Below are 25,544 nucleotides of genomic sequence, written 5' to 3'. Positions count from 1 at the left end.
CCGCCTTGCCCGGCCACAAAAACTCGTAATTCCTTGCATCGCCCCCGCACCAGCCACCCGCAGCGGCAGACCGCTGCGGGGTATAAGGAAGAAAGGCAATTTCAGGACAAGGGTTGTCTTGGTTTTGCCTGCGTCAGGTGTGGCGCACGGGAGGGCGTGTTCGCAACGTGGAGATTTCGTTCGCTGGCGAGGAAAACGAGCCTGACATGACGGAGTATACTCTTTTCGTATTCGACGGAGTGGCAGGCGCAGTTTGACGAAGCCAGCGGGCGAAAGAACACGTTGCGGGCACGCCCTAATGCTTAAACGACCGCTGCCCCGTGAACACCATGGCCACCTGCGGGCTGGCCTCGTTCACGGCCATGATCACCTCGTGGTCGCGCATGGAGCCGCCGGGCTGGGCGATGGCGGCGACGCCCTGGGCCAGGGCCACGTCCACGCCGTCGCGGAAGGGGAAGAACCCGTCGGAGACCAGCACGGTGCCGGGCAGGCCGCCCCGTTCATCGCGGGTGCGGCGTTCGATGTCGGCCAGCGAGTCGGCCAGGGCCGGGTCGCTGGCGGCCTTCTGCTTCAGGTCGTACAGCGAGCAGTTGTGCGCGGCGAAGGCCAGCGAGTCTGCGTACTTGGTGTAGGCCTTGTGGATGGCCAGTTCCACGCAGCCCACGCGGTCCTGTTCGCCGGTGCCGATGGCCACGGTGGCCCCGCCCCGCACGAAGATGACCGAGTTGGACGTGACGCCCGATTCCACGGCCCAGGCGAACAGCAGGTCGTCGGCCTCCTGCTTGGAGGGGGCGCGGGCGGTGACGGTGACGCCGTCCTTGCTGGTGGCTTCGGCGGGCAGAAAGTCGGCCACGGTGCGGATGCGGTTGCGGAACGAATGCTGGATGACCATGCCGCCGTCGGTCAGGCTCTTGATGTCCAGAAACGGCGCGTCGGCGAAATGTTCGAGCTTGGCCAGGCCGGGCATGCGCAGGATGCGCAGGTTCTTGCGGGTTTGCAGCAACTCCAGCACACCGGGTTCGAAGTCGGGCGCGGCCACCACCTCGAAGTAGTTGGCGGCGATGAGTTCGCCGGCGGCGCGGTCCAGCGGACGGTTGACCACCACGGCCCCGCCGAAGGCGGCGATGCGGTCGCACCGGTAGGCCTTGTCCAGCGCGTCGGCCACGCCATCATTGGACCAGGCGGCCCCGCAGGGGTTGTTGTGCTTCAGGATCACGGCGGCGGGGCGCGCGGCCAGGTACTGCAGGATGTTCACCCCGTTGTCCACGTCGGTCAGGTTGGTCTTGCCGGGGTGCTTGCCCGCCTGCACCATGTGTTCTTCGGCGATGGCCGAAACCAGGCCCTGCCCGGCCGCGCGAAAGGCCACGCCGCCAAGGGTCAGTCCGCCTTCGGCCAGTTCGTACAGGGCGGCGGGTTGGTCGGGGTTTTCGCCGTAGCGCAGGCCCTTGCGTTCACCGTCGATGGTCCAGGTGCGCTTGCGGTAGGTCAGGGTGGTGTCGCCCAGCGTCAGGGTAAGGGAATCCGGAAACGGATCGTCCTGAAGGGTGCGGTACATGTCCTTGAGGCTGGCGGGCTTCGGCGAAGTCATGACGGGCTCCGGCAGGGGGCGGCGCGGCCCGGCCACGCGGGGCGCATCCGGGGCGGCAGGACTGCGGCCGGGTGCGGCGTGCCGGGTACGGCGGGCCTGCGCCCGGCCGCGAGGCCGGGCGGAAAGGGCGTTATCGGGGGCGGAAACTGCTGCGGCATGCGCAACGCCCCGCCACGGGGCGGGGCGCGGTCGCCTTCCGGGCTGCGACAGGCGGAATGCTAGCACAGCCCGCAAGGGCGGGCAATTTCCATTTGAACCGGCATCCGGATTGGCGTAGCCTGCGGGGGCACGGCGCGGCCACTGCAATGGCGCGGACGCTCGGCGTTCCGGCCGCCCCCACACCACCCCGCATGAAGGAGCGATGACCCCATGGAGCGCATGCTGCAAAAGCTGGCACAGCAACTGAACGCCTACGACGAGGCGTCGCTGATGTCGCTGTGGGACCGCTACGCCGCCGTGGTGGACCGCTTCGAGCCCACCAAGCGGTGGGAAGAGGCGTCGCTGGTGCTCTGCCTGATCCAGGCGGTGCGCTGGAAGAACCAGCTCTTCAACCACCACTGGGCCGCCGCGGCCCGGCCCGAGGGCGAACCCTTGGGCGTGCCCCCGCGCATGGCCTTCAACCTTGAGCCGGTGCCCGGAGCCGGAGCGGACAAGAACGACCCCGCCCTAGACGGAGGGCCAGCGGACGGGAACGGTGCCCAGAAGCGGCGCAAGGTGCTCAGCTTCCGGCCGCGAGAGGGCGACTAGCCCGTTGAGTATGTAATAGTAGTAGCGCACGCTTTCCACGAACGCCACGGCCTCGTAGCCACGACAGTACCCGTACCGGGTGCGGACGTGGTAGCGGGGCCGCGCCAGTTTGGGAAAGGTGTCCTTCAGTTCGCGCCAGGTGCGGCCGGAACCGCCCAGGTCGCGGTTCAGCCTGATGGCGTCGCGCAGGTGCCCCGGCCCCTGGTTGAAGGCGGCCAGGGTGAAGAACCAGCGGTCCCACGGGTCCAGGTTCAGGTCGTCCAGGCTTTCCCACAGCATGCGCAGGTAGCGCGCCCCGCCCCGGATGGACTGGCTGGGGTTCATGCGGTTCACCTTCAGCAGCAGGGCCGTGCTCTGGGTAAGCTGCATGATGCCGCGCACCCCGGTCTTGCTGCGGGCGGACGTGTCGAAGCGCGATTCCTGGAAGATCACGGCGGAAAGCAGCAGCGGGTCGATGCCGCTTTGCGCGGACGCGCGGCTGATGGCGGGGGCGTGGCTGGGCAGTTTTTCGGCCACCACGGTCATCAGGTCCATCAGGTCGAAGATGTCCGCATATCCGGAGGTTCCGGCGTAATCGCCGTCGTCGGGCATGCCCAGCGATTCGGGCAGAAAGCCGAAGTAGCGCTCGGTCAGGTCGTCCAGCAGGGTGTCTGCCGGGGCCATGCGCATCCGCCAGAATTCCGCCAGCCGGGGGGCCAGGGGGGCGTCGTCGCCGCGCCAGTGCCAGCGGTAGGAGAGAGGCTTGCCCGTGGCCCGACCCGCCGTGGGCTCGGCCACGAAGGGCTGCCACAGCCGCCATGAGTCGCCAGCGATCACCGCGTGCCGGGGGGCGTCGGTGGTACCGGGGGCGTTGGAGGTGGCCGGGCCTCCGGCGGGGTGCAGCAGCCCCGGCAACACGGGGCCGCCGGGCGTTTCCCAACTGGTCAGCAGCAGGGCCGAGCGCAGGCCGTCGCCCCTGTCGCGGTCCACGGCGTTGGCGGGAGTGGCGGGGTCCACCTCGGGCCAGCGCACCAGCACCGGGCGGGCATGGTCATAGGCGGGGCTGGCCACCAGGCCGGAGGGCGGAGTCTTGTCCGCGCCCGGTGCAAGCCGGGCCAGCAGCGTGGCCAGGGTGAAGCCGGGGGCGTCGCCCGCGTCGGCTTCGGCAGCGTCGGGGGGCGGGGCCGCCGCGCCGTCACCGTAAGCCGCGTCGAGCGCGGCCGGGCCGGGTCGGGACTCGCCGTCCTCGCCGGCAACCGCGCCAAAGCCCACGGCCACGTCGGCGTAGCCGTCGGCCACCAGGCGCAGGGCCTCGGCCCGGTCGTCGGCCTTCACCCAGCGCAGTTCGTAGCCGTAGCGGGTGCAGAAGGCGGTCAGCAGTTCCTGTTCAAAACCGGGACCATAGGGCGAAAGGCGCGTCTGCACGCGCTCGCGGGCGGGAGCGGCCACGCGCAGCACCTCGGAATGGCGGGGCGCGGGCAGCAGGATGAGCAGCAGCAGGAACGCCTGGGCAATGGCGAGGCCGAACAGCGCAAAGCGTTCCCTGGTGGTAAAGATATGATCGTGCATGGGCTACGGTGGACCGACGGGGGGAGAGCAGCGAGGCGGAGAAGATGCGTGGCCGGGTGCGCGAAGGCCGGTGCGGTCGGGGGGCGGAAGGGGCGTGCGCCTGTGGCGGGCCGGGCTTCCGTGCGCGGGGGTGGCCGTCGGGCCGTGGGTTGTGCGGCGTTGCGGAAGCGGCGCTGCGCGCCGTTTTTCGGAGGGCTTTGGCCCCGCCGAAAGGTTCCTGCGTGTCCGCGTGCGGGCGATTTTTTGCCGCCGATGCCGGATCGGCAGCAGTTTCGTTGACTTCCAAGAAGTCACGGGATAAGACATGATGCCTTTTCTGCGTGCCTTCGGCAAGCGCCTATGGCCGCAGGGTGGCACTCAATGTCACAAGGAGTGGGAAATGTCAAACGTGGTCGTGATGGGAGCCCAGTGGGGCGATGAGGGCAAGGGCAAGATCGTTGATCTGCTGACCCGCAAGTGCGACGTGATCGTGCGCTTCCAGGGCGGGAACAACGCCGGGCACACCGTGCTGGTGGGCGAAAAGCAGTACATCCTGCACCTCATTCCTTCGGGCATCCTGCACGCGGGCAAGAAATGCCTCATCGGCAACGGCGTGGTGCTCGACCCCGAGGTGTTCTGTCGCGAGGTGGAAACCCTGCGCGGCAAGGACATCGACGTTTCTCCGGCGCGGCTGATGATTAGCCGCAAGACCCATGTGATCATGCCCTATCACAAGGCGCTGGACGTGGCCCGCGAACGCCACAAGTCCAACGAATCCAAGATCGGCACCACCGGCCGGGGCATCGGCCCCTGCTACGAGGACAAGATGTCGCGCATCGGCATCCGCGCCGCCGACCTTGGCATGCCCGAACTTTTGCGCGCCAAGATCGAGGCCGCACTGCTGGAAAAGAACGCCCTGCTGGTCGGCCTGTACGGCGGCGAAGCCATGACCGTGGACGCGGTGTTCGATGAAGTCATGGCCGTGGCCCCGCGCATTGTGCCCCACTTGGCCGACGTCACCGCCGAGATCGAGGCGGCCTGGGCGGCAGGGCAGCACGTGATGTTCGAAGGCGCGCAGGGCACCCACCTGGACATCGACCACGGCACCTACCCGTTCGTCACCTCGTCCAACACGGTGTCGGGCAACGCCTCTGCGGGCAGCGGCGTCGCGCCCACCAGGCTCGACCGCATCGTGGCCATCGTCAAGGCGTACACCACCCGCGTGGGCGCTGGCCCCTTCCCCACCGAGCAGCTGAACGACACCGGCGACTACCTGCAGCAGAAGGGGCACGAATTCGGGGCCACCACGGGCCGCAAGCGCCGCTGCGGCTGGCTGGACGCCGTGGTGCTGCGCGAGGCCGTGCGCCTGAACGGCCCCACCGACATCGCCCTGACCAAGCTGGACGTGCTGTCGGGCCTGAAGGAACTGAAGATCTGCACCGCCTACGAATACCAAGGGTCCACCATCACCGTGGCCCCGCAGGAGCAGAACGGCATGGCCCACGTCACCCCGGTCTACGAGACCATGCCCGGCTGGGACGACGACATCACCGGCTGCACCACCTGGGAAAGCCTGCCCGCGCCCACCCGCGCCTACATCGCCCGCATCGAGGAATTGACCGGCGTGCGCGTGAGCCTGGTGTCCGTGGGTCCGGAGCGCGACCAGACCATCAGCCGGGGCTGGTAGCTCCGGCGGCACAAGCATCCATCATGAAGGGGCGGCCCGTGCCGCCCCTTTTTCATTGCGGGCGCGCCATCGCGCGGCGGCGTGGCCCCGTGGCCGGGGCCGACAACAGGCATGGACGGCCCCCCGCGCCTTCGGGTAGCATGGCCCGTCCGTCCGGAACCCGCTTCACACCAGTATCGGAACCATCATGGCCAACGACACCACCGCAGCACCCAAGCGCGGCCGCGCCGCTGCCGCCGCAACGGATGCCCCGCCCGCGCCGCAAGACCCGCGCGAGGCCGTGGCCCCGCTGCTGGCCCACCGGCACCAGCGCACCGTGGGCCATCTGCACGCGCTGGCCGCCGCGCCGCCGCAGGTGGTGCTGGCCGAGGGCGGCGCCGCGCCGGAGCGCATGGCCCTGGCCCTGTACTGGGCCGCGCTGCTGAACTGCGAGGCCCCAGACGGCGATGGCACGGAAGGCGCGCGCCCCTGCCTGGCCTGCCCGTCGTGCCTGCGCATGGCCGGGGGCGGCCACCGCGACCTCATCGTGCTGGACGGCAACAAGCCCAGCGCCGAAGAAGGTTCCTTTTCCATAGACAACGTGCGCGCGTTGCGCGGCCTGCTGGGCGAGCCCCCGCGCGAGGCCCGCAGGCGCGTGGTGGTGCTGGTGGACGCCCACACCCGCGTGGAGGCGGCCAACGGCCTGCTGAAATCGCTGGAGGAACCCCGCCCCACCACCTGCTTCGTGTTGCTGGCCCCCCAGCGCGAACGGCTGCTGCCCACGCTGGTGTCGCGCAGCTTCGTGCTCACCCTGGCCTGGCCCACCGACGCCGCCCCGCCGTCCCCGGCGGTGCGCGGCTGGCTGGATGCGCTGGTGGAGTTCATCCAGACCGGCGGCGGCTGGATGGAACGCACGTCCCGCAAGGGCGACTTGGACGCCCCCCTTGCCGCCGCCGTGGTGTTGCACTGCCAGCGTACCCTGGCCGACGTGCTGGCCGGGCGCGCCGCAGACCCCCTGGGCCGCCTGCTGGCCGAGCGCATGGACCTGGCCCGGCTGCGCCGCTGCGACGAGGCCCTGGCCGCCGCGCAGGAGGCGCTGTCCCTCAGCCCCAGCCCGGTGAACCCCGCGCTGGTCATGGACTGGCTGGCCACGCGGTTGTTCCTGGGCGTGCGGTAGACAGCCCCGGATAGTCCCTTTCGTGCGGGCAGCCCCCGCCTGCCCCCCCCTGCTTCGGGAATGCACCGCCAAGCCTGATCGTTTGCGGGGCTGCCTTCGAGGGCGAAACAGGTCTTCCCCGTTTTTCATTCCTCCCCGGCTCACGCTGTCGCCGTATCCCCCGCCGGGCGGGCGTCAGCGCTCGCGGGCCTCGGTCCGCCCCGCCGTGCCCGGCAGGGAATGCCCGTATGCGGACTGATGGCAACGCTTTGTAACATAACGATTTTTCTGCGCGCTTTTTGCCGGGCGCGGCCCGCGCGGCATTGCGCGCCCCCTGCCGAGCGTGTAGCATCCGGCCATTCATACAGACGTTCACCGCGCCGGGGAGGCCGCATGAACATGACCGCAGAAGCGCCGCGCACGGTGCTGATCATCGAGGACAGCAACGTGCAGTCCAAGATCATCCGCAAGCAAATCCAGGCGCTGACCCAGTTCGACACGCTCATCGCCCATTCCATGCAAGAGGCGGAAACCCTGCTGCGCGACCACGGCCAGCAGGTCTTCATCGCCGTCATCGACCTGAACCTGCCGGACGCGCCCGACGGCGAGGCCGTGGACCTGTGCCTTGCCTGGAAGGTGCCGTCCATCGTGCTTACCGCCACCTTCAATGACGAAATCCGCCGCCGGTTCATCGAGCGGCGCGTGGTGGACTATTTCTTCAAGGGCTCCATCCAGGACATGGACCCCATGGTGGCCAGCCTGGAACGGGTGTTCAAGAACCAGTTCATCACGGCGCTGGTGGTGGACGATTCGCGCACCCAACGCGCCCAGATCAAGAAGCTGCTGGAAGTGCAGCGCTTTCGCGTGCTGGACGCAGCGGACGGGGTGGAGGCGCTGGCCGTGTTCGAGGAGAACCCCCATATCCGCCTGGTGATCACCGACTATCAGATGCCCAACATGGACGGCATCGAACTGGTGCGCGAACTGCGCGTCCGCCACAAGATGGACCGGGTGGCCATCATCGGGGTGTCCTCGGTGGGGTCCGGGCCGCTGACGGCCCAGTTCCTGAAGAACGGGGCCAACGATTTTCTGACCAAGCCCTTCGAGGTCGAGGAGTTCTACTGGCGCGTCAACCACAACATGGACGTGCTGGACATGATCTGCGACCTCCGGTCGTGCATGGAGACGCTGGAAACGCGCTGAACCGTCCGCGCGGCACGCTCCGGAACAGGGAGCGCCGGGCGGCAGCCCTCCGGCAAGGGGAGGATGTCATGGCGCCGCAGGACACATATCCGCAATCGGGTCGTTTGCCGGTGGTGGACCCCCGCCGCGTCGCGGTCCTGCATGGCGACAGCGCCGCCCGCCGGGATAGTGGCCGTGGCCCGGTGCTGTACTGGATGCACCGCGAGCATCGCGCCCGCGACAACTGGGCGCTGCTGCACGCCCACGCGCAGGCCGCCCGGCTGGGCGCGCCGCTGGCCGTGGTGTGGTGTCTGGCCGACACCTTTCTGGGGGCCACCATCCGCCAGTTCGGCTTTCTGCTGCGCGGCATGGCCGAAACCGAGCGTCATCTTGCGGCGGCGGGCATTCCCCTGGTGGTGCTGCGCGGCAACCCGCCGGAAGAGGCGGTGCGCTACGCCCGCGCGGTGGGCGCGTCGCTGGTGGTTACCGATTTCGATGTGCTGCGGGTGAAGCGGGCGTGGCTGGCCTCCGCCGCGCGGGGGCTGGCGGGGTTCTGCCCCCTGCACGAGGTGGACGGCCGCAACGTGGTGCCCTGCCGCGTGGCCTCGCCCAAGCGGGAATACGCGGCCCGCACCCTGCGCCCGAAAATCCACCGCTTGCTGCCGGAATTTCTTGTTCCCCTCCCTGCCTTGCCCCCCGCGCCGCCCGTGCGCTGGACGCTGCCCGTACCGGACGTGGACTGGGCGGCCCTGCGCGACAACCTTGCCGTGGACCGCGCCGTGGGCGAGGTGGGGCCGCTGCCGGGCATCCCCGCCGTGGAGCCCGGCGAGGATGCGGCCCATGCCGCGCTGGGCGACTTCGTCCGCACCCGTCTGCATCGTTACCATTTGCGCAACGACCCCAACGCGGGCGGGGTGTCCGGCCTTTCGCCGTACCTGCACTTCGGCATGCTGTCCGCCCAGCGGGCGGCCCTGGCGGCGCAGGCCCGTGGGGACGCGCCGGACGAGTGCCGCGACGCGTTCCTGGAAGAGCTGATCGTGCGGCGCGAACTGGCCGACAACTTCTGCCTGCACGCGCAGGACTACGACGCCACCACCTGCTTCCCCGACTGGGCGCGGGCCACCCTGGACAAGCACCGCCACGATGCGCGCCCGGCCCTGTACGACGAGGGCCAGCTTGCCGCCGCCCGCACGGCCGACCCGCTGTGGAACGCGGCGCAGACGGAAATGGTGGTCACGGGGCGCATGCACGGCTACCTGCGCATGTACTGGGCCAAGCAGATACTGCTGTGGTCGCCCACGCCGGAAGACGCCGTGCGCGCGGCCGTGGCCCTGAACGACCGTTACTTTCTGGATGGGCGCGACAGCAACGGCTACACCGGCATCGCCTGGTCAACAGGAGGGGTGCATGATCGCCCGTGGGGGGAACGGCCCGTGCAGGGCTCCATCCGCTCCATGACCTACAACGGCGCGCGCACCAAGTTCGACGTGAACGCGTACATCCGGCGCATGCAGGCCCTGCGCGGCGGCGAGGGGGAACAGGGCACGCTGTTTTGAGCAGGACGCCGGGCGGTCATGCGGCCGAAGCCCGGTGAGGGAAATGCAGGCATGAAACGGCCGGGGCGCGCATATGGCGCGGCCCGGCCGTTTGTCGTGCGGTGTCTGCCCGATCTAGCTGGTCTGGCTGGTCGGGCTGGCCTGGCCGGGCAGGCCGGGCTGTGCGCGCAGCGGCGATTCGAAGATGGAGAAGGGAACCGTGGCGCGCATGCCGTCGAGAAAGGCGCGCATCTCCCGTTCCTGGTGGGGCGAGAACACGATCTTGAGCACCGCGTCGGCCCCCGTGCCGGAGGAACCGCTGACGGTGCCGTTGCCCGGCGCGTCGGCTCCCGTTCCTGCGGCGCTTCGTTCCGTGGCCCCGTCATGGGCGGCGGCGGACAGACCCTCCGGGCCGTTCGGGCCGCCGTCCGTGTCTCCCCCGCCACCCCCTATCCCGCGATCGAGCACGGTCATGTAGCCCAGGTTGTCCTGGGCCTCCAGCAGGAAGCGGAACATGGCGATGTGCCGGGGTGCGATGCGCGCGTACAGCCGCGACGATGCGCGCGGCGGCGGCAGCGGCGGGGAGGGCTTGCGGGGGCGTTTGCGGGCCACGGGGTCTCCTGCGGGCGGCGGTTGGCGGGGCCGTGCGGGACGCGCACGGCGGTACGGGGGAGGTGCCCCGCCGGGCCGTGCTTGTCAAGGCAGGTCCCCGGCGGCAGCGTGGCATTTCGCCGCGCGTTGCCTGTCCGCCTCTCTCCGGCCGCCCGCCGAAAGATCGTCCCGAGTTTGCCCCGGGATTGTCCAGCGGTGCGCCCGGCGACATGTGGCCGTGGTTTTCTTGCCGCCGGTCACGCAAAACGCCCGGCCCCCTCGCGAGGGCCGGGCGCGTGCGTTGCGGATTCCGTCGGCGGGCGGGGCTAGAGGATCTCCACCCCGTCCTCGGTGACCAGCACCATGTATTCCCAGCGGATGCCGCCCCATTCGGGGTAGTACAGGCCGGGTTCCACGGTCACGATCATGCCGGTTTTCAGCACCATTTCGTTGCGCGGGTTCAGGCTGGGCGGCTCGTGGGTTTCCAGCCCGATGCCATGGCCCAGGGCATGCGTGAACTGCGCGGCCACGCCCTGTTCTTCAAAGTAGGCGCGCGCGGCGCGGTAGGCGTCGGCCACGGGCAGGCCGGGGCGCATGATCTCGATGGCCTTGGCCTGCGCGGCCTTGGTCTGCTCCAGCGCGCGGGTGAAGTGGTCGGCGGGCTTGTCGCCCACCCAGAAGGTGCGGGTCTGGTCCGAGTTGTACAGGCCCAGCCGCGCGCCCACGTCCACCAGCACCGGGCAGTTTTCGGTCAGCTGCACGTCGCCGGGGGCGTAGTGGGGCAGCGCCCCGTTGGTGCCCGCGCCCACGATGCTGGAGAAGGCCAGCTCGCTGGCCCCGTTTTCGCGGAAGAACTTCTCGATGTCCCAGGCGATTTCCGCCTCGGTGCGGCCGGGCACGAGGATGGTGGGCACCCATTCCATGAGCCGGTGGTTCAGCGCGGCCGAGCGGCGCATCAGCTCGATTTCCTCGGGCTCCTTGATCACCCGCATCTCTTCGACCATGCCGTCGGCCCGCTCCATGGTCAGGCCGGGGGAGACCTTGTCGAAGAAGTCCAGGGTCACGGCGCGCGCCTCGAAGCCCACGGCGCCGCGCACCTTGTCCTTGAGCAGGCCGTTGATCTGGCCCGGCGCGTCGCCGGAATAGATGAACACGCGCTCTTCGGGCCACAGGCGGCGGGCCGCGTCGAGGTAGCGGGGGTCGGTGCACAGCCAGTCGTTGCCGTCGGCGGTGACGATGAGGTACCCGGCGCTCTCGTTCAGCTGCACGTCGTGCAGTTCGAAGCCGGAAAGGTAGAAGCGGTTGGCCGCGTGGCTGACCAGCAGGGCGGACAACCCCTTGGCGCGCATGGCGGCGCGCAGGGTTTCGCGCCGCGCCTCGTAGCGTTGTGCATTCATGGTGGTCTCGGATGGCGACGCCGGGGGGCGGCCGCATCACAGCTTGTAGGTGGTTTCCTCTTCGCCGAGCACCATGCGCCCGGCCCATTCCACGCCCTGCATGACCGAATGGTCCATGTTGGCGGCCTCGTACTTCCACCCGCCGAAGCGTCCGCGCGAGTATATGCCGTGCGCTTCCAGCCACGGCTGGAGGGTGCGCAGGGCGGCGTCGCGGCCCAGGGTGGGCACCGGGTAGCCGTAGTCCACGGCAATGGACCACCGCGAGGCGATGCGCTCCCGTTCGTCCGGATGGAGCATGGAGGTGTTTACAAGCCCCTCCACGGTCTTGTCCATCAGGGTGTCCAGCTGTTCCGGCTTGTGCGCGGACCACGAGGTTTCGGCCATCAGCGCGCGCTGGTGGCCGGGCCGGGCCGCGTTGTTGGGCGAGTAGTTGTGGAAGTTGGTAAGGCGGTAGAAGGGCGCGTTGGATTCGGGAAAGTACATCCAGCAGGTGTCGTCATCTCGCATGCCGTCCACGCCCACCCCGGCCACGAACACCCCGTTGCGGGCCAGCTGCCCGGCGGCGGCGCGCAGGTCGTCGCCCACCATGGCGGCGGCGGGGCCCGCGCCGATCTGGTCGCGGACCAGCAGGTCCAGCGGGCCGGTGGACAGCAGATGCTCGTAGGTGATGGATTCGCCGTTGGCGGTGTGTACGGTGCGGCTCGCCGGATCGACCGAAGCCACGGCGGTGTTCAGGCGCACCCTGTCGCCCAGGCGGGCGGCCAGCCGGGTGAAGATTTCGCCGGTGCCGCCGCGCAGCGGAAAGCGGAACAGGTTGTTGGGGCCCCAGCTCACGTTGTCCAGTTGCAGCACCAGGTTGCGCAGCACCATTTCCAGGTCGATGACGCTGACCCGCTCGCCGATCCACTGGTAGCTCATCAGTTCGGCGGGGGTGGCCCACACCTTGAAGTTGTAGGGCCGCATGAAATATTTGGCGATGCCCGCGCCGAAGACGTATTCGAACCATTCCGCGAAGTTGGCGGGGTGCTGTTCGGGCCTGCGGCCGGGCAGCAGGGCCTGCACGCATTCCCACTGCATGTCTTTGGGCAGGTGGCGGATGTTGTTCTGGAAGGGGTAGGGCACCCAGCGTTCGGCGATGCGCACCCGCGCGATGCGCATGTGCTCCAGGTATTCGCCGTCCAGCAGACCGGCCACCAGGTCGTCGAAGTAGGTGTAGTGCGAGAACACCACGTGCCCGCCGATGTCCCAGGTGAACCCGGCGTTGTCGCGGAAGCTGGCGGCCAGCCCGCCCGCGTAGGGGTTGCATTCCAGCACCAGCACGGACTGTTCGCCCAGTTCCGCCAGCCGGTGGGCCGCGCCAAGGCCGGTGGGGCCTGCGCCGATGATCAGGTATTTTACGTGCATGCGGTGTCCTGCGTGTGCGCGCGGTGCGTTCGCGCGGTTGCCGTGTGGCCCATGCGCCGCAAAGGCAGGGCGGGGCGCGCCGGTGCGCCGGGCGCATGGCGGCCGACGGCCGTCAGGAACCCGTGCGCGCGGAAAGCGCCGCCAGCTTGCGCAGCAAATCGCGTTCCAGCGCCTCGAATTCGCGGCGGCGCATGGCCAGTATTTCGGCCGCGTCGAACATGCCGGAAAGCTTGTAGCGGTTGCCAAGGCCGTTGCCGAACTGGGCCGCGCCCAAGCGCACGGCCTTGCCGCTGCGTTTCATGTGGCGCACGGGCAGAAAGCCGGTGTAGCAGGCCATGCGCCCGGCGCGGGCCTGGCGCAGGTCGTGTTCCAGGTCGTCGTACTGCGAGGGCGACAGGGGCAGGGCAAAGCCCCCGGCCGCCAGAAGTTCGGCGGTGCGGAACAGGTGGCAGCACCCCGTCACCGAGATGCATGGCCGCAAATAGTCAAAGCGGCCCATGTCCGTGACCTGGGCGTGCAGGTCGCTGACCGAGAAGGGCAGCGCGTGGGCGCGGGCGGGGGAAAAGGCCACGTCGGGCGACAGGGCGTCGGGGCGCGGGTGCCCGGTTTCGCCATCGGGCGTGGGCGGGGTGTCGTCGGCAAAGGGGGCGAGGTCCGCCGGGGTGCCCTCCGGCGCGCGGAAGTGGGCGGTCAGGTGCAGGTCTGCGGACTGGACCACGTACGGGGCGTGCCAGTCCAGGGTGCGCCCGCCCCAGGCGCTGGCGTCCGGCTGGCGGCGCACGGCCCCGGCCAGGCGGCGCAGCCAGTCGGGCGGCACGGCGGCGTCGTCGTCCAGATAGGCGGCAAAGTCGCAGACGGCCACCTCTGGCAGGCGCATCAGCCAGTTGCGCGCGGCGGCGGCCCCCACGTTGACCGGCAGGTGCACGGCGGTGCAGCGGTCCGCGCCGAACCGGTCGGCCCAGGCGCGTACCACGTCGCCGGTGCCGTCGGTGGATCCGTTGTCCAGCAGGGCGATGCGGGCCATGTCCGGCAGGCTGGGGGCCAGGTGGGTGAGGGCGGTGTCCAGTTCCGCCGCCTTGTTCCACGAATAGAGCAGCACGGCGGTGGACCCGGCGGGCGCGGCCTCCGGGGCGTCCGCGCCGCGCCAGGCGTCGTGGGCGCGCAGGGCAAGGTTGGCGTGCCAGGGCCGGGCGGCCAGCACCGCGTCCCACAGGGGCAGGGCGGCGACCACGTCGCCCAGGCGGGCCAGGCAGTGCGCGGCATGCTCCAGCGGGGCCAGCCAGCAGCCGGGGCCGGGCGTGACGTCACCGTGCGGCATTCCCGATACGGCATGGGCGGCGGTGCGGAAGCGGGCCAGCGCGGCGGCGTGGCGGCTGGCGGCGGTGGACTCGTCCGCCCCGGCGGCGCGGTTGGCTTCCAGGCAGCCGGAAAGATGGGCGAACAGCGGGGCGATGGGGGACGCGTTGCCGGAAGGCGGGGCCAGCCGGGCTTCGGCCCGCGCCAGATGATCGGCCAGCCAGTCCAGGTCTCCGGCCAGCTCGCCCACGGCCACGGCCTGCTGCACCCAGAACAGGTTGTCGGGGTCGCCTTCGCGTTCCGCGTCCACGTGGCGTTGCAGGCGCACCCAGTCGGCCTGGGCGGCCAGCCGCTCGTAGCGGGCAAGGTCCGCCGGGCGTCGCCACGCCCCCTGCACGGCGTCCAGCAGGACGGCCAGCGCGGGGTGCAGCCAGGGCATGCGTTGGTGCAGCAGCAGCGCCTGACCGGCCAACTGGCCGTTGCATGGGTCGTCCTCCCACGCGGCCAGCAGCAGTTCGCGGCCGGTGCGCAGCAGGGTGTCCTTTTCGACGCGGGCGTCGGGCGAGGCGGAGGGGGATTGCGAGCGGGCGATGGCGTCGGCAGCGCAGCGCAGCCGGTGCACGGAGCCCACGCTGCCGTGCGCGAGGCGGATGCGCAGCCACAGCGGCAAGCGCTGCCAGGCGATGGCGAGGGAGGCGTGCGGCATGGCGTCGTCCCTGTCGGTGGCCAGCCGTGCTGGCCCGGCACGGAGAATCGGCACGGTTACCTGTCACGGTGACACTTCTGGGCCATGCGGGGCGGGATGCCCCGTGGCAGGCCCGGTGGCGCGCCCCTCGGGGGAGATTGGCCGGAGCGGCGCGCGGAGGCGAAAAGGAGGGGGCGGAATCCGGCGCGGGCGGGTTCAGTCCGCGCAGTTCACGCAGCGGCTGGCCTCGGGCATGGCCATGAGCCGGGCCAGCGGAATGGGCTCGCCGCATTCCACGCAGAAGCCGAAGTCGGGGTCATCCTCGTCGATGCGCTTCAGGGCGTATTCCAGCCCCACCTGGCGGTTGCGCAACTGGGCCAGCGCCGCTTCATTGACGCTCTTGTTCTGGATGGCGTCCATGCGCGACACCTCGTCCATGCCGTCCGCGCCGGGGGGGACCGGCTTGGTCAGTTCCTTCAGGGCCTCGATGTCCTGCGCGATGCGGGCGAGATCGGCGACGATCCTGTCCCGGAGTTTTTGTCTGTCGTTGGGCGTCATCGTGGTGCTCTCTTCCGGGGCGAGCGGGAAGGGCGGTGGTTGCTTGTTTCGTCGCGGCGCGCGGGAAGGCTGCGCGGTGCGCGGCGACGCCGGGCGAAACGCCGCAGAAAACCGCCGTGGGGCGGACCGGCACGCGCCGACCAGCCGTCACGGCCCTTGTTCTGCCATGGATTGCCGGAACTTCGTCCGCACGGGAATCCGGACGAGAATTCAGCCCTACCCCATTTGCCCGCGCTTTCCAAGCCCTTGACGGCGCATGATGGTCTTCGGCCTCACGCGACGGGGTTTGGCGCGGGCGGGGGGAGGGAAATTCGCGCCCGGCGCGGGGGCCGGGCGGGGCGGCTTGCGTTGAGCGGGCGGCGGCTTCCTGCTATGGCAGGGCATCGACACGGGAGGCGGATGTGCGGACGACGGCGATGGTGGCGACATTTCTCGGGCGCATGGTCCGGGACCGGGACGGGGGCGTTGCGGAAAACGCGGCGCGCGCCGACGCCCGGCCCGTGATATTTTCGTCCGCGCCCTGCATGTCGGACACGCTTGGCACGCCCGATACGCCGAACCACACCCCGAACGATGTCCCGAGCGATGTCCCGGACGAGGCCGACGCCGCCACGCCCCGCGCCTGGGCCGCCGCGCTGGGCGGGCCGGTAGCGGAAGCTGACATATCCTTTCTGGCCGCCGGGGAATATCACGAAAACTGGCTGATCCGTGCCCCGGCCGGGCCGGTGGTGCTGCGCAGCAACCGGGGCGGCGCGGCGGGCAGCCAACTGGGGCTGGCCGACCAGATTTCCTACGAATACCGTGCGCTGCGGGCGCTTGCGGCATGCGGGGCCACCCCCCGCCCGCTGGCCCTTGCGCCGCTGCCCGATCTGCCGGACCTGCCCGACCTGTCGGACAGGCAGGCGCGGGGGGCAGACGCCCCGGTCGCCGCATCATCGCCCGGCGGCGCGTTGCTGATGCAATGGCTGCCGGGCCGCGCGCTGGATTACCGAACCGACGCCAGCCATGCCGCGCGGGTGTTTGCCGCCGTGCACGCGGCCCCCGTGCCCCCGGCAGTGGAGCTGCCCCCGCCGGGCCAGGTGCCGCACGCGCTGCCGCGCGGCATGCTGGCCGCGCAGCCGGACCCGGTGGGGGCCATCGTGGCGGAAAGTTCGGCCTTGCTGGACCGCCACGTGGGGCATCCGCTGGCCCCGCGCATGATCCACGCCCGCCATGCGCTGCTGGGGTACCGCGACCGGGTGGCCCGGCTGGCCGGGGATACCCGCCACCTGTTCGCGGACGAGGCCCCGGTCATCGCCAATACCGAGGTCAATTCCGGCAACTTTCTGGTGCCCGAAGGCGATGGCGCGGCATCCTCCGGCAATTTTGCCGCCCCCTGCGGGGCATGGCTGGTGGACTGGGAAAAGGCGGTGGTCACCACCCGCTATCAGGACCTTGGCCACTTCCTGTCGCCCACCACCACCCTGTGGAAGGCGGACCATGTCTTCGACGCGGCCTCGCGCGCGGCCTTTCTGGACGCCTACCGGGCGGCCCTGCGCGCGGCGGGCCACCCCGCGCCCGATGCGGAGGAATGCGCCGTGAAGACGGACATTCTGGTGCGCGCCGTGCTGCTGCGCGGCCTGTCGTGGTGCCTGATGGCCTGGCACGAATACGCGGGCGGCGGACGGGCGCTGGCCCACGCCGACACCTTCCGGACCATCGAACGCTATCTGGGGAACATCGCATGGTTCTTGCGGTAGAGGGGCTGTGCGCCTCGTACGGAGAGGGCGATGCCGCGTCCGGCGGCGCGGGGCTTGTGGCAGCCGCCGTTGGACGGGCCGTGGGCCTTGCCGCAGGGCGGCGCGGGGCACGCGCGTCGTTGCCGCAGGCCCGGCCCGATCTGCCAGGTTTGCATGACCGGCCCGATCTGCATGGCCGGCATGACTGGGCTTCTTCTCCTTCACAGGCCGGGAGCAACGGGCGCACCGCACCGGCGGCCCCCGTGTTCTCCGGCGTGACCTTCCATTTGGCGCAGGGCGAGATGGCCTGCCTCGTCGGGCCTTCCGGCGTGGGCAAGACCACCCTGCTGCGGGTACTGGCCGGGCTGCACCCGCACGACGCGGGCGGCTTTTCCGTCACCCCGCCCCCGGGGCGCGACCCTTCGGTGATCCTGGTCTTTCAGGACTACCTGCTGTTCCCGCACCTGACCGTGCGCGACAACGTGGCCTTCGGCCTGCGCGCGCGGGGCGTGGGCCGCCGCGACCGCGCCGACCGCGCGGGGGACATGCTGGCCGATTTCGGCATCGGCGATCTGGCCCACCGCTACCCGGCCCACCTTTCCGCCGGGCAGCGCCAGCGGGTGGCGCTGGCGCGGGCGCTGGTATGCAACCCGGCCCTGCTGCTGCTGGACGAGCCCTTCGCCAACCTGGACCGCTCCCTGCGCCTGGAGACGGCCGCCTATGTGCGCGACACGGTGCGCCGCTACGGGGTGACCACCCTCAGCGTCACCCACGACCTGGAAGAGGCGTTCGCCGTGTCCGACCGCATCGGGGTCATGCTGCACGGGCGGCTGGCCCAGTTCGGCGCCCCGGCGGAACTGTACGGGCGGCCCGTCTCGCTTGAGGTGGCGCGCTTCCTGGGGCCGGTGAACGTGCTGGACGGCCCGGCGTGCACGGCCTTCGGTCTGCCCCTGCCGGGGGGCTGCCTGTGCGGCGGCGGCGACGACTGCGCCCCCCTGGCCCTGCGCCCCGAAGGGCTGGCCGCCATCCCCGACCCGGACGGCCCCGCCGTGGTGGCGCGGGCGGTGTTCACCGGGCAGGTCACCCGGCTGACCCTGGTTCCGGCCCGCAGGGCGGTTTCGGCGTCGGCGCGGGGGGAAGGGCAGCCCCTTGCCGCAGCCCCCGAACTGGTGGTGCACACCCTGCGCGCGGACATGCCGGAGGGCACGCGGGTGCGCGTGGAACTGGCGTAGCGTGTTCGGCGGGCCGCTGCATCCGCATGCCGCCATTGCGGCAGCGCGGCCGAGCCCGGCCGTGCCGGGGTCCGGCATCTGCCCCGTTCCCATTGCCGCAGTGCGCAGCCCTTTTCCGCGCCGCGACGGACAGGCGGCAACGAGCCCCCGCTCCGCGACGCGGGCCGCGATTCCGGCCCGGCCACGTTACGACGGCCCGCGCTACATTTTCGTCGCATTGCCGGAATCGCCCCGATGGGCTATGGGCCTTGCATGATGCCGCACCCCATGGACGAAACACGACCCGCAATGTCTTCCGCCTGTTCCGGCGGTTCCGCCGCGCAGTCCGTCCCGCGTTCGGCCTCTGCGGGCGGGGGCGCGTCCCGCCGCATGGTCTCGCTGGTGGTGCCGGTGCTGAACGAGGAAGACGCCATCCCCATCTTTCTTGGGGCGGTGCGGGCCATTGCCGACCGCGAGCCCTACGACTTCGAGTTCGTGTTCGTGAACGACGGCAGCAGTGACCGCACCGCGCAGGTGTTGCTGGACGAGCACGCCCGCGACCCCCGCGTGAAGCTGGTGGACCTTTCGCGCAACTTCGGCAAGGAACTGGCCCTGGCGGCCGGGTTGCAGGCCGCGTGCGGCGACGCCGTGGTGCCCATGGACGTGGACATGCAGGACCCGCCGGAGGTGCTGCCCGACTTCCTGCGCGCGTGGGAGGACGGGGCAGAGGTGGTGGTGGGCGTGCGCCGCGCCCGCGACAGCGACACCGTGGGCAAGCGGGTCAGCGCGCGGCTGTTCTACCGGCTGTTCAACCGGGTGAGCGGCAACCCCATCGTGCCCGACGCGGGCGACTACCGCCTGCTCACGCGCCCGGCGGTGGACGCCTTGAACGCGCTGCCCGAGCGGGTGCGCTTCACCAAGGGGCTGTATACCTGGGTGGGCTTCCGGCAGGTGGCCGTGCGCTTCGACCGCGCCCCGCGCGCGGCGGGCGTGGGCAAGTGGAAGCCGTGGAAGCTGTGGAATTTCGCCATCGACGGCATCACCGGGTTCAGCACGCTGCCCCTGCGGGTGTGGAGCTACCTGGGCATGGGGGTGGCCCTGGCCGGGTTCGTCTACGCGGCCATCATCGCCGGGCGCACCCTGCTGTTCGGGGTGCAGGTGGCGGGCTACGCCTCGTTCATGGTCACCCTGCTGACCCTGGGCGGGCTGGTCATGGTCTCGCTGGGCGTCATCGGCGAATATCTCGGCCGGGTGTACGAAGAGGTCAAGCGACGCCCGCAGTATGTGGTGCGTCGGCGCGTGGGCTTTGAAGACCCGGAATGCCTCCCCGCCGGGTGCTGCCCCACCTGCGGCGCGCCGCTGGCGGGGGGAGTGCACCCCGCCCCGCACGAAGTGGCCCCGCACGTCGGTTCCGACCCGCATCACGGCTGATCTCCCGCGCCCCCATGGACCACGATACCCTTCCTTCGCCGCCCGGACCTGTCGGAGCCACGGGCGCGAGTCCAGCCGCCCCCGCCCCCGGCCCGTGCGCGCCGGATACCGCCATCGCCCGGCAGGCCTTCCTGTATCTTCAGGCATCGATCATCGGCACGCTGGCCAACTTCGTGTCGCGCTTCGCGTGGTCGGAACTGGTGGGCTTCGAGGCGGGCGTGCTGCTGGCCACGTACACCGGCATGGTCATCGTGTTCCTGCTGTCGTACCGCCGCGCCTTCGGCGTGCGCAGGCCGGATGCGGCCATGTGCCTGCGCTTCGTACTGGTGGCCCACGCGGGCATGGCCGTGGTGTGGGTGGTGTCCGTGGCCGCGCTGCGGGTGGCGGAATCGCTCGTGCCGTTGCTGCCGGGCTGGCCCGTGGCGGCGGGCGGCGCGGGCGTTCCACTGCACGACCCGGCCGCGTGGCGCGCCGTGCTGCCTCAGGGTCTTGCCGCCGTCCTTGCCCCGGTCATGGGCCGGGCGCTGGAGGGCGGCTGCCACGCCGCGGGCATCGTGGCCGGGTTCGTGGTCAATTTCGCGGGGCACAAGCTGTACAGCTTCCGGCGGCGGGGTGAGGGCGGCGAGGCCGGAGCGTGCTTCGATGAACAAGCCCTGTCCGCCGGTGAACGCGGTGCGCCGCGCGGACGTTCGTTGTTCACCTCCGCTCGGCTGGCCAGTCTTCTCGCCGTGGCCGTGCCCGCGTTCTACGTGGCGGTCTATGCGCCCTACGGCATGGACACCACCGACTTCGGCTTCTTCTACGGGCACGCCTGGCGCATCCTGCAGGGCGAGGTGCCCTACCGCGACTTCTTCTACGTCAAACCGCCGCTCTCCCTGTACTGGCACGCCTTCTGGCTGTGGCTGACGCCGGAGCGGTTTTCCGTGCTGGCGGGCAAGGCCGGATTCTACGCCGAAATGCTGGCCGCCTCGTGGCTGGGGGCGTTGTACCTGGCCCGCGCCGTGGACCTGCGCCGCCTGGGCGTACCCCTGCCGCTGCTGGCCACGCTGGGCTTCGTGTGGTCGGTGCATTCCTTCCCGCCCATGCCGTGGCACACCGTGGAAGGCGTGCTGTTCGGCGCGGGGGCGCTGTACGCCGTGGCGGCGGGGCATCCGCTGCTTGCCGGGGTGCTGGCGGCGGCCAGCGCGCTGACCAAGCAGTCGTATGCGCTGATGCCGCTGGGCGTGGCCGTGGCCGCGCTGGTGGCCGGGCGGGTGGCTGGACGCGGGGCGCGTGGACGGGGCGGCGCGGACGCTGTGAACGCAACCCCGCACGATGCCGCTGCTGTTCCCCTGCGGGTGCGCCTGCGCGGGCTGCACTGGCGCGACGGTTGCCTGGCACTACTGGGCGCGGCGGCGGTCCTGTCCGTGTTCTCCGGGCTGCTGCATGCTGCCGGGGCGTGGGACGCCTTTCGGGCCATGACCACAGGCCAGACGGGGCTTGGCGAGGCGCTGCAGGCGGGCGTCGTGCTGTACCTGACGCAGGATCTGCCCCTGCCCGCGCTGGCGCTGCTGCTGTGGGGCGCGTGGGCGGTGCTGGACGGCAGGCCGCGCGGCGGCGTGCAGCCGCTGGTGCTCTACGTGCTGCTGGTGGCGGCGGACTACCTGTACACGGTGGGCTCCACGCGGGCGTGGATCGGCTACGGGGCGGACTGGCCGCTGCTGCTGGTGACCGTGGGCGCGGCGTGCGTGGTGTTTTCCGGCGACCTCGTCGGGGCCTTCGCGGTGGGCGGCGGACCGGGGGCAGCGTCCGGCGAGGGGGCTGGCAAGGTGTCCGGCGGCAAACAGGCGGAGGGGGCCGCGCCCGCATCATCCCTATCCCTTTTTGCGCCAGCCGTGTCCCCCGTGGGCCGGGCTGCCGTGCTGCTGGGCGCGGGGTTGCTGCTGGCGTGGTCCACGGGCATCAGCTGGGGCTACAAGACCCCGGCCTTCTTTGCCGCGCCGCTGTGGCTGGCGGCCATGCTGGTGCATGCCCGCCTGGGGGGCCGGGCGGCCACGCTGGCGTGGGTGGCCCTGGTTTGCGGACTGGTCATGTTTCGGGCCGGGTACCAGCATCCCTACGTGTTTCCGCAGCGGCCCCTTTCGCGCGCGGAACTGGCGCACGACGCGGGCGCGGTGTTTCCGCGCCTGACCGGGGTGAAGGTGGACGGCGTGCTGCTGGGCACCCTGCGCGACCTGCGCGACCTGCGCGCCCGCTACGGGGCCAACTACAAGACGCTGCCCGGCTTTCCGCTGGCCTACCTGCTGACCGGCGACCGGCCCGCGCTGCCCGCCGAATGGTTGCAGGACGGCGAGATCAACGGGCGGGTGGACGAGGTGTACGGCCTGCTGGCGGCCCGCGACGTGGTGGTGTTCATGGAGCGCGACCAGATGGACACCGTGTCGCCGGACGGGTACGAGCGCACCCGCTATTCCGTGCCCGCACGGGTGCGCCGGGAATGGCGCGCGGTGGACGAGACGGAGCACTTCGTGGTGTTCCGCCGTCCGTAAGCGGCGCATGCGGGTGTCCGTTTTTGGGTGCCTCCGGCGGCCAAGGGGCTGTCGCCCCTTGGAATCCCGTGCGTGCGGCTTGATGCGAAGACCGTGAGTCGTACCGCAGAGGGACGATGCGGCCCCGCGCGGATGCGCTAGCGGTACGGCGCGAAGCGCAGGTCGGTGGCCAGTTGGTCGATGAGCTTGCGGTGCCCGGCCGGAAAGGTGAAGCGCGGCAACGCTGCGAAGTCCACCCAGCGGTATTCGGTGGCCGCGTCCAGTATCGGCGGCACGGGCGGTTCCCCGGGCATGTCACCGTCCAGCGTGCACAGGTAGCAGTGCAGGGTGACCCGGTAGGTGGTGTACCCATGGCGGATTACCGCCAGTTTGTCGCGCACCGCAATGCGGAACGCGGTTTCCTCGGCGTATTCGCGCACGATGGCCGCGTCCGGCGATTCGTCCTTTTCCACGCACCCGCCGGGAAATTCCCAGAATCCCGCCCACACGCCCTCGTCCGGCCGCTTCTGGATGAAGATGCGGTTGCCGTGCACCAGCACGCCGGTGGCCACGTCCAGCGGGGTGATGGGCTGCTTGCGCCCCGGCACGGGCCGCTCGTGCGGAATGCCCAGGCGCAGGCTTTCGCACAGGCCGGACAGTGGGCATGAAGCGCATTGCGGTTTCTTGCGGCAGACCAGCGCGCCCAGTTCCATGAGCGCCTGGTTGAAGTCGCGGGCGCGGCCAGTGGGCAGCAGCGCGGCGGCCAGCGCCCGGATGCGCCCGGCGGCGGGCTGGGCGCGCACGGGGGTGTCGATGTCGAACACCCGCGACAGCACCCGCTCCACGTTGGCGTCGATGCATGTCACGTCGCGGTTGAAGGCGATGCCCGCGATGGCCCCGGCCGTGTACGGGCCGATGCCCGGCAGGGCGCGGATGGCCTCCGGGTCGTCGGGCAGTTCGCCGTCGTGCCGCTCCACCAGGGCTTTCGCCGCCTTGTGCAGGTTGCGCACCCGCGAATAGTAGCCCAGCCCCTCCCACGCCTTCAGCAGTTCATCCTCGCTGGCGGCGGCCACGCTGGCCGCGTCCGGGAATCGGGTCATCCAGCGCAGGAAGTAGTCCACCCCCCGGTCCATCTGGGTCTGTTGCAGCATCACCTCGGAAATCCACACCGAATACGGCTCGTAGCCGAAGCGCCACGGCAGCGGGCGCTTGTGCATGGCAAACCAGTCCAGCAGGGCCGTGGCAAAGGCCTCCGCAAAGGCGGCGGTGGGCAGTTCACGGGGCTGGCCGGTGTCGACGGTGGCGGCGGGGCTGTTGCGTCGGACCGTGGGAGCGGGTGCGGGGGCTGGCGTGGACCGGTGCTGCTGGGGGTCCGGTTGGGCATCCGCCCGGCCAGCGGCGGCGCTGGCGCATGCGGAATGGGGGAAGGTGTCGCGGGCGGGCATGGGCGGGGATGTACCGCACGCACGGCGCGGCTGGCAAGGCGCGGAACTGCACGCCGACGCCCGCAACGTGCATGGGGGGAACCGGTCTGGTCCGGCTCCCCCCTTGAAGCATCACGCCGAAACCACGTGCAACGCTGGTCGTGCGCCCGGCTGTTTACCCGCCAGGCAGGGCTCGCCTACGCGTGGTGCACGCGGCCCAGGAATTCTCGCAGACGCGGGTTTTTCGGCGCGCTGAAGAATTCGTCCGGCGGCCCCTGCTCCTGAATACGGCCCTGGTCGATGAAGATGACCCGGTCGGCCACCTCGCGGGCAAAGCCCATTTCGTGGGTGACGATGACCATGGTCATGCCTTCCAGGGCCAGGGCGCGCATGACTTCCAGCACTTCGCCCACCAGTTCCGGGTCCAGCGCGCTGGTGGGCTCGTCGAACAGCAGCACCTTGGGCTGCATGGCCAGCGAGCGGGCAATGGCCACGCGTTGCTTTTGCCCGCCGGAAAGCTGGTCCGGGTAGGCGGTGGCCTTGTCGGCCAGGCCCACCTTTTCCAGCAGGGCCAGGCCCAGCCGGTCGGCCTCGGCGCGGGGGGTGCGGCGCACGCGGATGGGGCCCAGGGTCACGTTGTCCAGCACGCACATGTGCGGAAACAGGTTGAACTGCTGGAACACCATGCCCGCTTCGGTGCGCACGTAGTTGATGTCGGTGGCGGGGTCGTACAGGTCGTGCCCGTCCACGATGACCTTGCCGGAGGTGATTTCCTCCAGCCGGTTGATGCAGCGCAGCGCCGTGGACTTGCCCGAGCCGGACGGTCCGATGATCACCACCACCTCGCCGGGACAGACGGTAAGGTCGATGCCGCGCAGCACTTCGTTCTTCCCGAACGTCTTGTGCAGGTTGCGGATTTCGATCATGGGGGTTTCACATGTCTTCATCGTTGTATCCCCCTTCCAGGGGTTGTTTCCAAAGTAGGATTTTCGTTCGTTGGCAAGGAAAACGAGCCTGCCATGAGGGAGTATACTCTTATCGTATTCGACTGACATGGCAGACGAAGTTTGACGACGCCAACGGGCGAAAGGACAATTTGGAAGCAACCCCTATCTGCCGAAGCGGGCGTTGAGCCTGCGTTCGTATACCCGCAGCACGCGGGCGATGCTCAGCGTCATCACCAGGTACATCACGGCCACGGTCAGCCACACCTCGAAGGCGCGGAAGTTCACGGCGATGATCTCCTGTCCCTGCCGGGTCAGTTCGCCCACCCCAATGACCACCAGCAGCGAGGTGTCCTTCAGCGAGATGATGAACTGGTTGCCCAGCGGCGGGATCATGCGGCGAAAGGCCTGCGGCCACACCACGTAGAGCATGGTCTGCATGCGGGTGAGGCCGATGGAGCGGCCCGCCTCGGACTGGCCCACGTCGATGGATTCGATGGCCCCGCGCACGATTTCGGCGATGTACGCCCCGGAGTTGACCGCGATGGCGATGATGCCCGCCGTCACCGGCGGAATGCGCATGCCTGTGGCCAGCGGCACGCCGAAATACAGGAACATCACCTGCACGATGAGCGGGGTGCCGCGTATGGCCTCCACATAGATGTCGGCCACGGCGCGGGGCAGCCTGCCGCGCGCGGTCTTGGCGAGCCCGGTGGCGGTGCCCAGCACAAAGCCGATGGCCAGGCCGCCCAGGGTGATGATGATGGTCAGGTGCACCCCGCCGAGCAGCAGGGGCACGCTTTCCCACATGACGCTTGCTTGAAAGTCCAGTGCCATGGAATGCCTTTGGGGAAGCCGCGCGGCAGCCTTGCCGGGCGGCTTCTGGTCGTCGGGTGCGGCGCGCGGTGCGGACACGGCCGGGGCATGCGGCCCGGCCCGGGCATGACGCGCGGGGCGGGAACGGGCAAGGGGATGGC

19 protein-coding genes are annotated in these 25,544 nt (G+C 70.4%); 9 read left to right on the top strand and 10 right to left on the bottom strand.

What is annotated here, in order from left to right:
• Positions 1 to 295: 295 nt before the first annotated feature.
• Positions 296 to 1,588, bottom strand: coding sequence for an IMP cyclohydrolase (locus RVX_RS16540; RefSeq protein ID WP_116307613.1), 1,293 nt, complete (start codon positions 1,586 to 1,588; stop codon positions 296 to 298).
• A gap of 369 nt (positions 1,589 to 1,957) precedes the next feature.
• Here RVX_RS16540 and RVX_RS16535 point away from each other — a divergent pair, with 369 nt between their 5' ends.
• Positions 1,958 to 2,335 carry a hypothetical protein gene (locus RVX_RS16535; protein WP_116307615.1) on the top strand — a complete coding sequence of 126 codons (378 nt, stop codon included), beginning with the start codon at positions 1,958 to 1,960 and terminating at the stop codon, positions 2,333 to 2,335.
• On the opposite strand, the gene RVX_RS16530 is transcribed toward RVX_RS16535, so the two are convergent.
• Positions 2,255 to 3,883 (bottom strand): transglycosylase SLT domain-containing protein, encoded by a 1,629-nt coding sequence (locus tag RVX_RS16530; RefSeq protein ID WP_116307617.1) that lies wholly within the window; start codon positions 3,881 to 3,883, stop codon positions 2,255 to 2,257. The genes RVX_RS16535 and RVX_RS16530 overlap by 81 nt on opposite strands.
• 379 nt (positions 3,884 to 4,262) lie before the next feature.
• On the opposite strand from RVX_RS16530, the gene RVX_RS16525 reads away from it, so the two are divergent.
• The 4 genes from RVX_RS16525 to RVX_RS16510 all read left to right on the top strand — a co-directional run bounded on the left by RVX_RS16525 (position 4,263) and on the right by RVX_RS16510 (position 9,422).
• Positions 4,263 to 5,549, top strand: a complete 1,287-nt coding sequence (locus tag RVX_RS16525; protein WP_116307619.1) for an adenylosuccinate synthase — start codon at positions 4,263 to 4,265, stop codon at positions 5,547 to 5,549.
• 187 nt (positions 5,550 to 5,736) lie between these two features.
• The gene (locus RVX_RS16520; protein ID WP_116307621.1) at positions 5,737 to 6,705 is read left to right on the top strand and encodes a DNA polymerase III subunit delta'; all 969 of its coding nucleotides are present in this window, start codon (positions 5,737 to 5,739) and stop codon (positions 6,703 to 6,705) included.
• A gap of 378 nt (positions 6,706 to 7,083) precedes the next feature.
• Positions 7,084 to 7,887: a response regulator gene (locus RVX_RS16515; RefSeq protein ID WP_116307843.1), complete on the top strand. Its 804-nt coding sequence runs from the start codon at positions 7,084 to 7,086 to the stop codon at positions 7,885 to 7,887.
• A gap of 68 nt (positions 7,888 to 7,955) precedes the next feature.
• Positions 7,956 to 9,422 (top strand): deoxyribodipyrimidine photo-lyase, encoded by a 1,467-nt coding sequence (locus RVX_RS16510; RefSeq protein WP_230404758.1) that lies wholly within the window; start codon positions 7,956 to 7,958, stop codon positions 9,420 to 9,422.
• Between the two features lie 114 nt (positions 9,423 to 9,536).
• Here RVX_RS16510 and RVX_RS16505 read toward each other — a convergent pair whose 3' ends face one another.
• The 5 genes from RVX_RS16505 to RVX_RS16485 all read right to left on the bottom strand — a co-directional run bounded on the left by RVX_RS16505 (position 9,537) and on the right by RVX_RS16485 (position 15,332).
• On the bottom strand, positions 9,537 to 10,013 hold the full coding sequence (locus RVX_RS16505) for a DUF4911 domain-containing protein (RefSeq protein WP_116307624.1): 477 nt from the start codon (positions 10,011 to 10,013) through the stop codon (positions 9,537 to 9,539).
• A gap of 305 nt (positions 10,014 to 10,318) precedes the next feature.
• On the bottom strand, positions 10,319 to 11,389 hold the full coding sequence (locus tag RVX_RS16500; protein WP_116307626.1) for a M24 family metallopeptidase: 1,071 nt from the start codon (positions 11,387 to 11,389) through the stop codon (positions 10,319 to 10,321).
• 36 nt (positions 11,390 to 11,425) lie between these two features.
• The gene (locus RVX_RS16495; RefSeq protein ID WP_116307628.1) at positions 11,426 to 12,793 is read right to left on the bottom strand and encodes a protoporphyrinogen/coproporphyrinogen oxidase; all 1,368 of its coding nucleotides are present in this window, start codon (positions 12,791 to 12,793) and stop codon (positions 11,426 to 11,428) included.
• 112 nt (positions 12,794 to 12,905) lie between these two features.
• Positions 12,906 to 14,849 (bottom strand): glycosyltransferase, encoded by a 1,944-nt coding sequence (locus tag RVX_RS16490; protein WP_230404759.1) that lies wholly within the window; start codon positions 14,847 to 14,849, stop codon positions 12,906 to 12,908.
• 141 nt (positions 14,850 to 14,990) lie between these two features.
• Positions 14,991 to 15,332, bottom strand: coding sequence for a TraR/DksA family transcriptional regulator (locus tag RVX_RS16485; RefSeq protein WP_007525016.1), 342 nt, complete (start codon positions 15,330 to 15,332; stop codon positions 14,991 to 14,993).
• A 524-nt stretch (positions 15,333 to 15,856) separates the two neighbouring features.
• On the opposite strand from RVX_RS16485, the gene RVX_RS16480 reads away from it, so the two are divergent.
• From RVX_RS16480 to RVX_RS16465, 4 genes are all read left to right on the top strand, one after another.
• Positions 15,857 to 17,071: a phosphotransferase gene (locus tag RVX_RS16480; protein ID WP_230404760.1), complete on the top strand. Its 1,215-nt coding sequence runs from the start codon at positions 15,857 to 15,859 to the stop codon at positions 17,069 to 17,071.
• The gene (locus RVX_RS16475; RefSeq protein WP_116307634.1) at positions 17,056 to 18,282 is read left to right on the top strand and encodes an ABC transporter ATP-binding protein; all 1,227 of its coding nucleotides are present in this window, start codon (positions 17,056 to 17,058) and stop codon (positions 18,280 to 18,282) included. The genes RVX_RS16480 and RVX_RS16475 overlap by 16 nt, the downstream gene beginning before the upstream one ends.
• A gap of 288 nt (positions 18,283 to 18,570) precedes the next feature.
• Positions 18,571 to 19,692, top strand: a complete 1,122-nt coding sequence (locus RVX_RS16470) for a glycosyltransferase family 2 protein (protein ID WP_230404761.1) — start codon at positions 18,571 to 18,573, stop codon at positions 19,690 to 19,692.
• 14 nt (positions 19,693 to 19,706) lie between these two features.
• Positions 19,707 to 22,220, top strand: coding sequence for a GtrA family protein (locus tag RVX_RS16465; RefSeq protein ID WP_116307636.1), 2,514 nt, complete (start codon positions 19,707 to 19,709; stop codon positions 22,218 to 22,220).
• A 137-nt stretch (positions 22,221 to 22,357) separates the two neighbouring features.
• Here the strand turns inward: RVX_RS16465 and mutY are convergent, their stop codons facing one another.
• The 3 genes from mutY to RVX_RS16450 all read right to left on the bottom strand — a co-directional run bounded on the left by mutY (position 22,358) and on the right by RVX_RS16450 (position 25,404).
• Positions 22,358 to 23,644: an A/G-specific adenine glycosylase gene (gene mutY, locus RVX_RS16460; protein WP_116307638.1), complete on the bottom strand. Its 1,287-nt coding sequence runs from the start codon at positions 23,642 to 23,644 to the stop codon at positions 22,358 to 22,360.
• Between the two features lie 176 nt (positions 23,645 to 23,820).
• The gene (locus tag RVX_RS16455) at positions 23,821 to 24,549 is read right to left on the bottom strand and encodes an amino acid ABC transporter ATP-binding protein (protein ID WP_172596663.1); all 729 of its coding nucleotides are present in this window, start codon (positions 24,547 to 24,549) and stop codon (positions 23,821 to 23,823) included.
• 183 nt (positions 24,550 to 24,732) lie between these two features.
• Complete coding sequence (locus tag RVX_RS16450) at positions 24,733 to 25,404, bottom strand: amino acid ABC transporter permease (RefSeq protein ID WP_007525002.1); 672 nt, start codon at positions 25,402 to 25,404, stop codon at positions 24,733 to 24,735.
• Between the last annotated feature and the right edge of the window lie 140 nt (positions 25,405 to 25,544).

This window comes from Nitratidesulfovibrio sp. HK-II, assembly GCF_003402415.2.
GTDB lineage: Bacteria > Desulfobacterota > Desulfovibrionia > Desulfovibrionales > Desulfovibrionaceae > Cupidesulfovibrio.
This window is presented reverse-complemented; position numbering and strand designations above follow the sequence as displayed.

Bases quoted from the DNA above. Each gene is read 5' to 3' on its own strand.
- RVX_RS16540 (WP_116307613.1), bottom strand. From the start codon at position 1,588: ATGACTTCGCCGAAGCCCGCCAGCCTCAAGGACATGTACCGCACCCTT.
- RVX_RS16535 (WP_116307615.1), top strand. From the start codon at position 1,958: ATGGAGCGCATGCTGCAAAAGCTGGCACAGCAACTGAACGCCTACGAC.
- RVX_RS16530 (WP_116307617.1), bottom strand. From the start codon at position 3,883: ATGCACGATCATATCTTTACCACCAGGGAACGCTTTGCGCTGTTCGGC.
- RVX_RS16525 (WP_116307619.1), top strand. From the start codon at position 4,263: ATGTCAAACGTGGTCGTGATGGGAGCCCAGTGGGGCGATGAGGGCAAG.
- RVX_RS16520 (WP_116307621.1), top strand. From the start codon at position 5,737: ATGGCCAACGACACCACCGCAGCACCCAAGCGCGGCCGCGCCGCTGCC.
- RVX_RS16515 (WP_116307843.1), top strand. From the start codon at position 7,084: ATGACCGCAGAAGCGCCGCGCACGGTGCTGATCATCGAGGACAGCAAC.
- RVX_RS16510 (WP_230404758.1), top strand. From the start codon at position 7,956: ATGGCGCCGCAGGACACATATCCGCAATCGGGTCGTTTGCCGGTGGTG.
- RVX_RS16500 (WP_116307626.1), bottom strand. From the start codon at position 11,389: ATGAATGCACAACGCTACGAGGCGCGGCGCGAAACCCTGCGCGCCGCC.
- RVX_RS16495 (WP_116307628.1), bottom strand. From the start codon at position 12,793: ATGCACGTAAAATACCTGATCATCGGCGCAGGCCCCACCGGCCTTGGC.
- RVX_RS16485 (WP_007525016.1), bottom strand. From the start codon at position 15,332: ATGACGCCCAACGACAGACAAAAACTCCGGGACAGGATCGTCGCCGAT.
- RVX_RS16480 (WP_230404760.1), top strand. From the start codon at position 15,857: ATGTCGGACACGCTTGGCACGCCCGATACGCCGAACCACACCCCGAAC.
- RVX_RS16475 (WP_116307634.1), top strand. From the start codon at position 17,056: ATGGTTCTTGCGGTAGAGGGGCTGTGCGCCTCGTACGGAGAGGGCGAT.
- RVX_RS16470 (WP_230404761.1), top strand. From the start codon at position 18,571: ATGTCTTCCGCCTGTTCCGGCGGTTCCGCCGCGCAGTCCGTCCCGCGT.
- RVX_RS16465 (WP_116307636.1), top strand. From the start codon at position 19,707: ATGGACCACGATACCCTTCCTTCGCCGCCCGGACCTGTCGGAGCCACG.
- mutY (WP_116307638.1), bottom strand. From the start codon at position 23,644: ATGCCCGCCCGCGACACCTTCCCCCATTCCGCATGCGCCAGCGCCGCC.
- RVX_RS16455 (WP_172596663.1), bottom strand. From the start codon at position 24,549: ATGATCGAAATCCGCAACCTGCACAAGACGTTCGGGAAGAACGAAGTG.
- RVX_RS16450 (WP_007525002.1), bottom strand. From the start codon at position 25,404: ATGGCACTGGACTTTCAAGCAAGCGTCATGTGGGAAAGCGTGCCCCTG.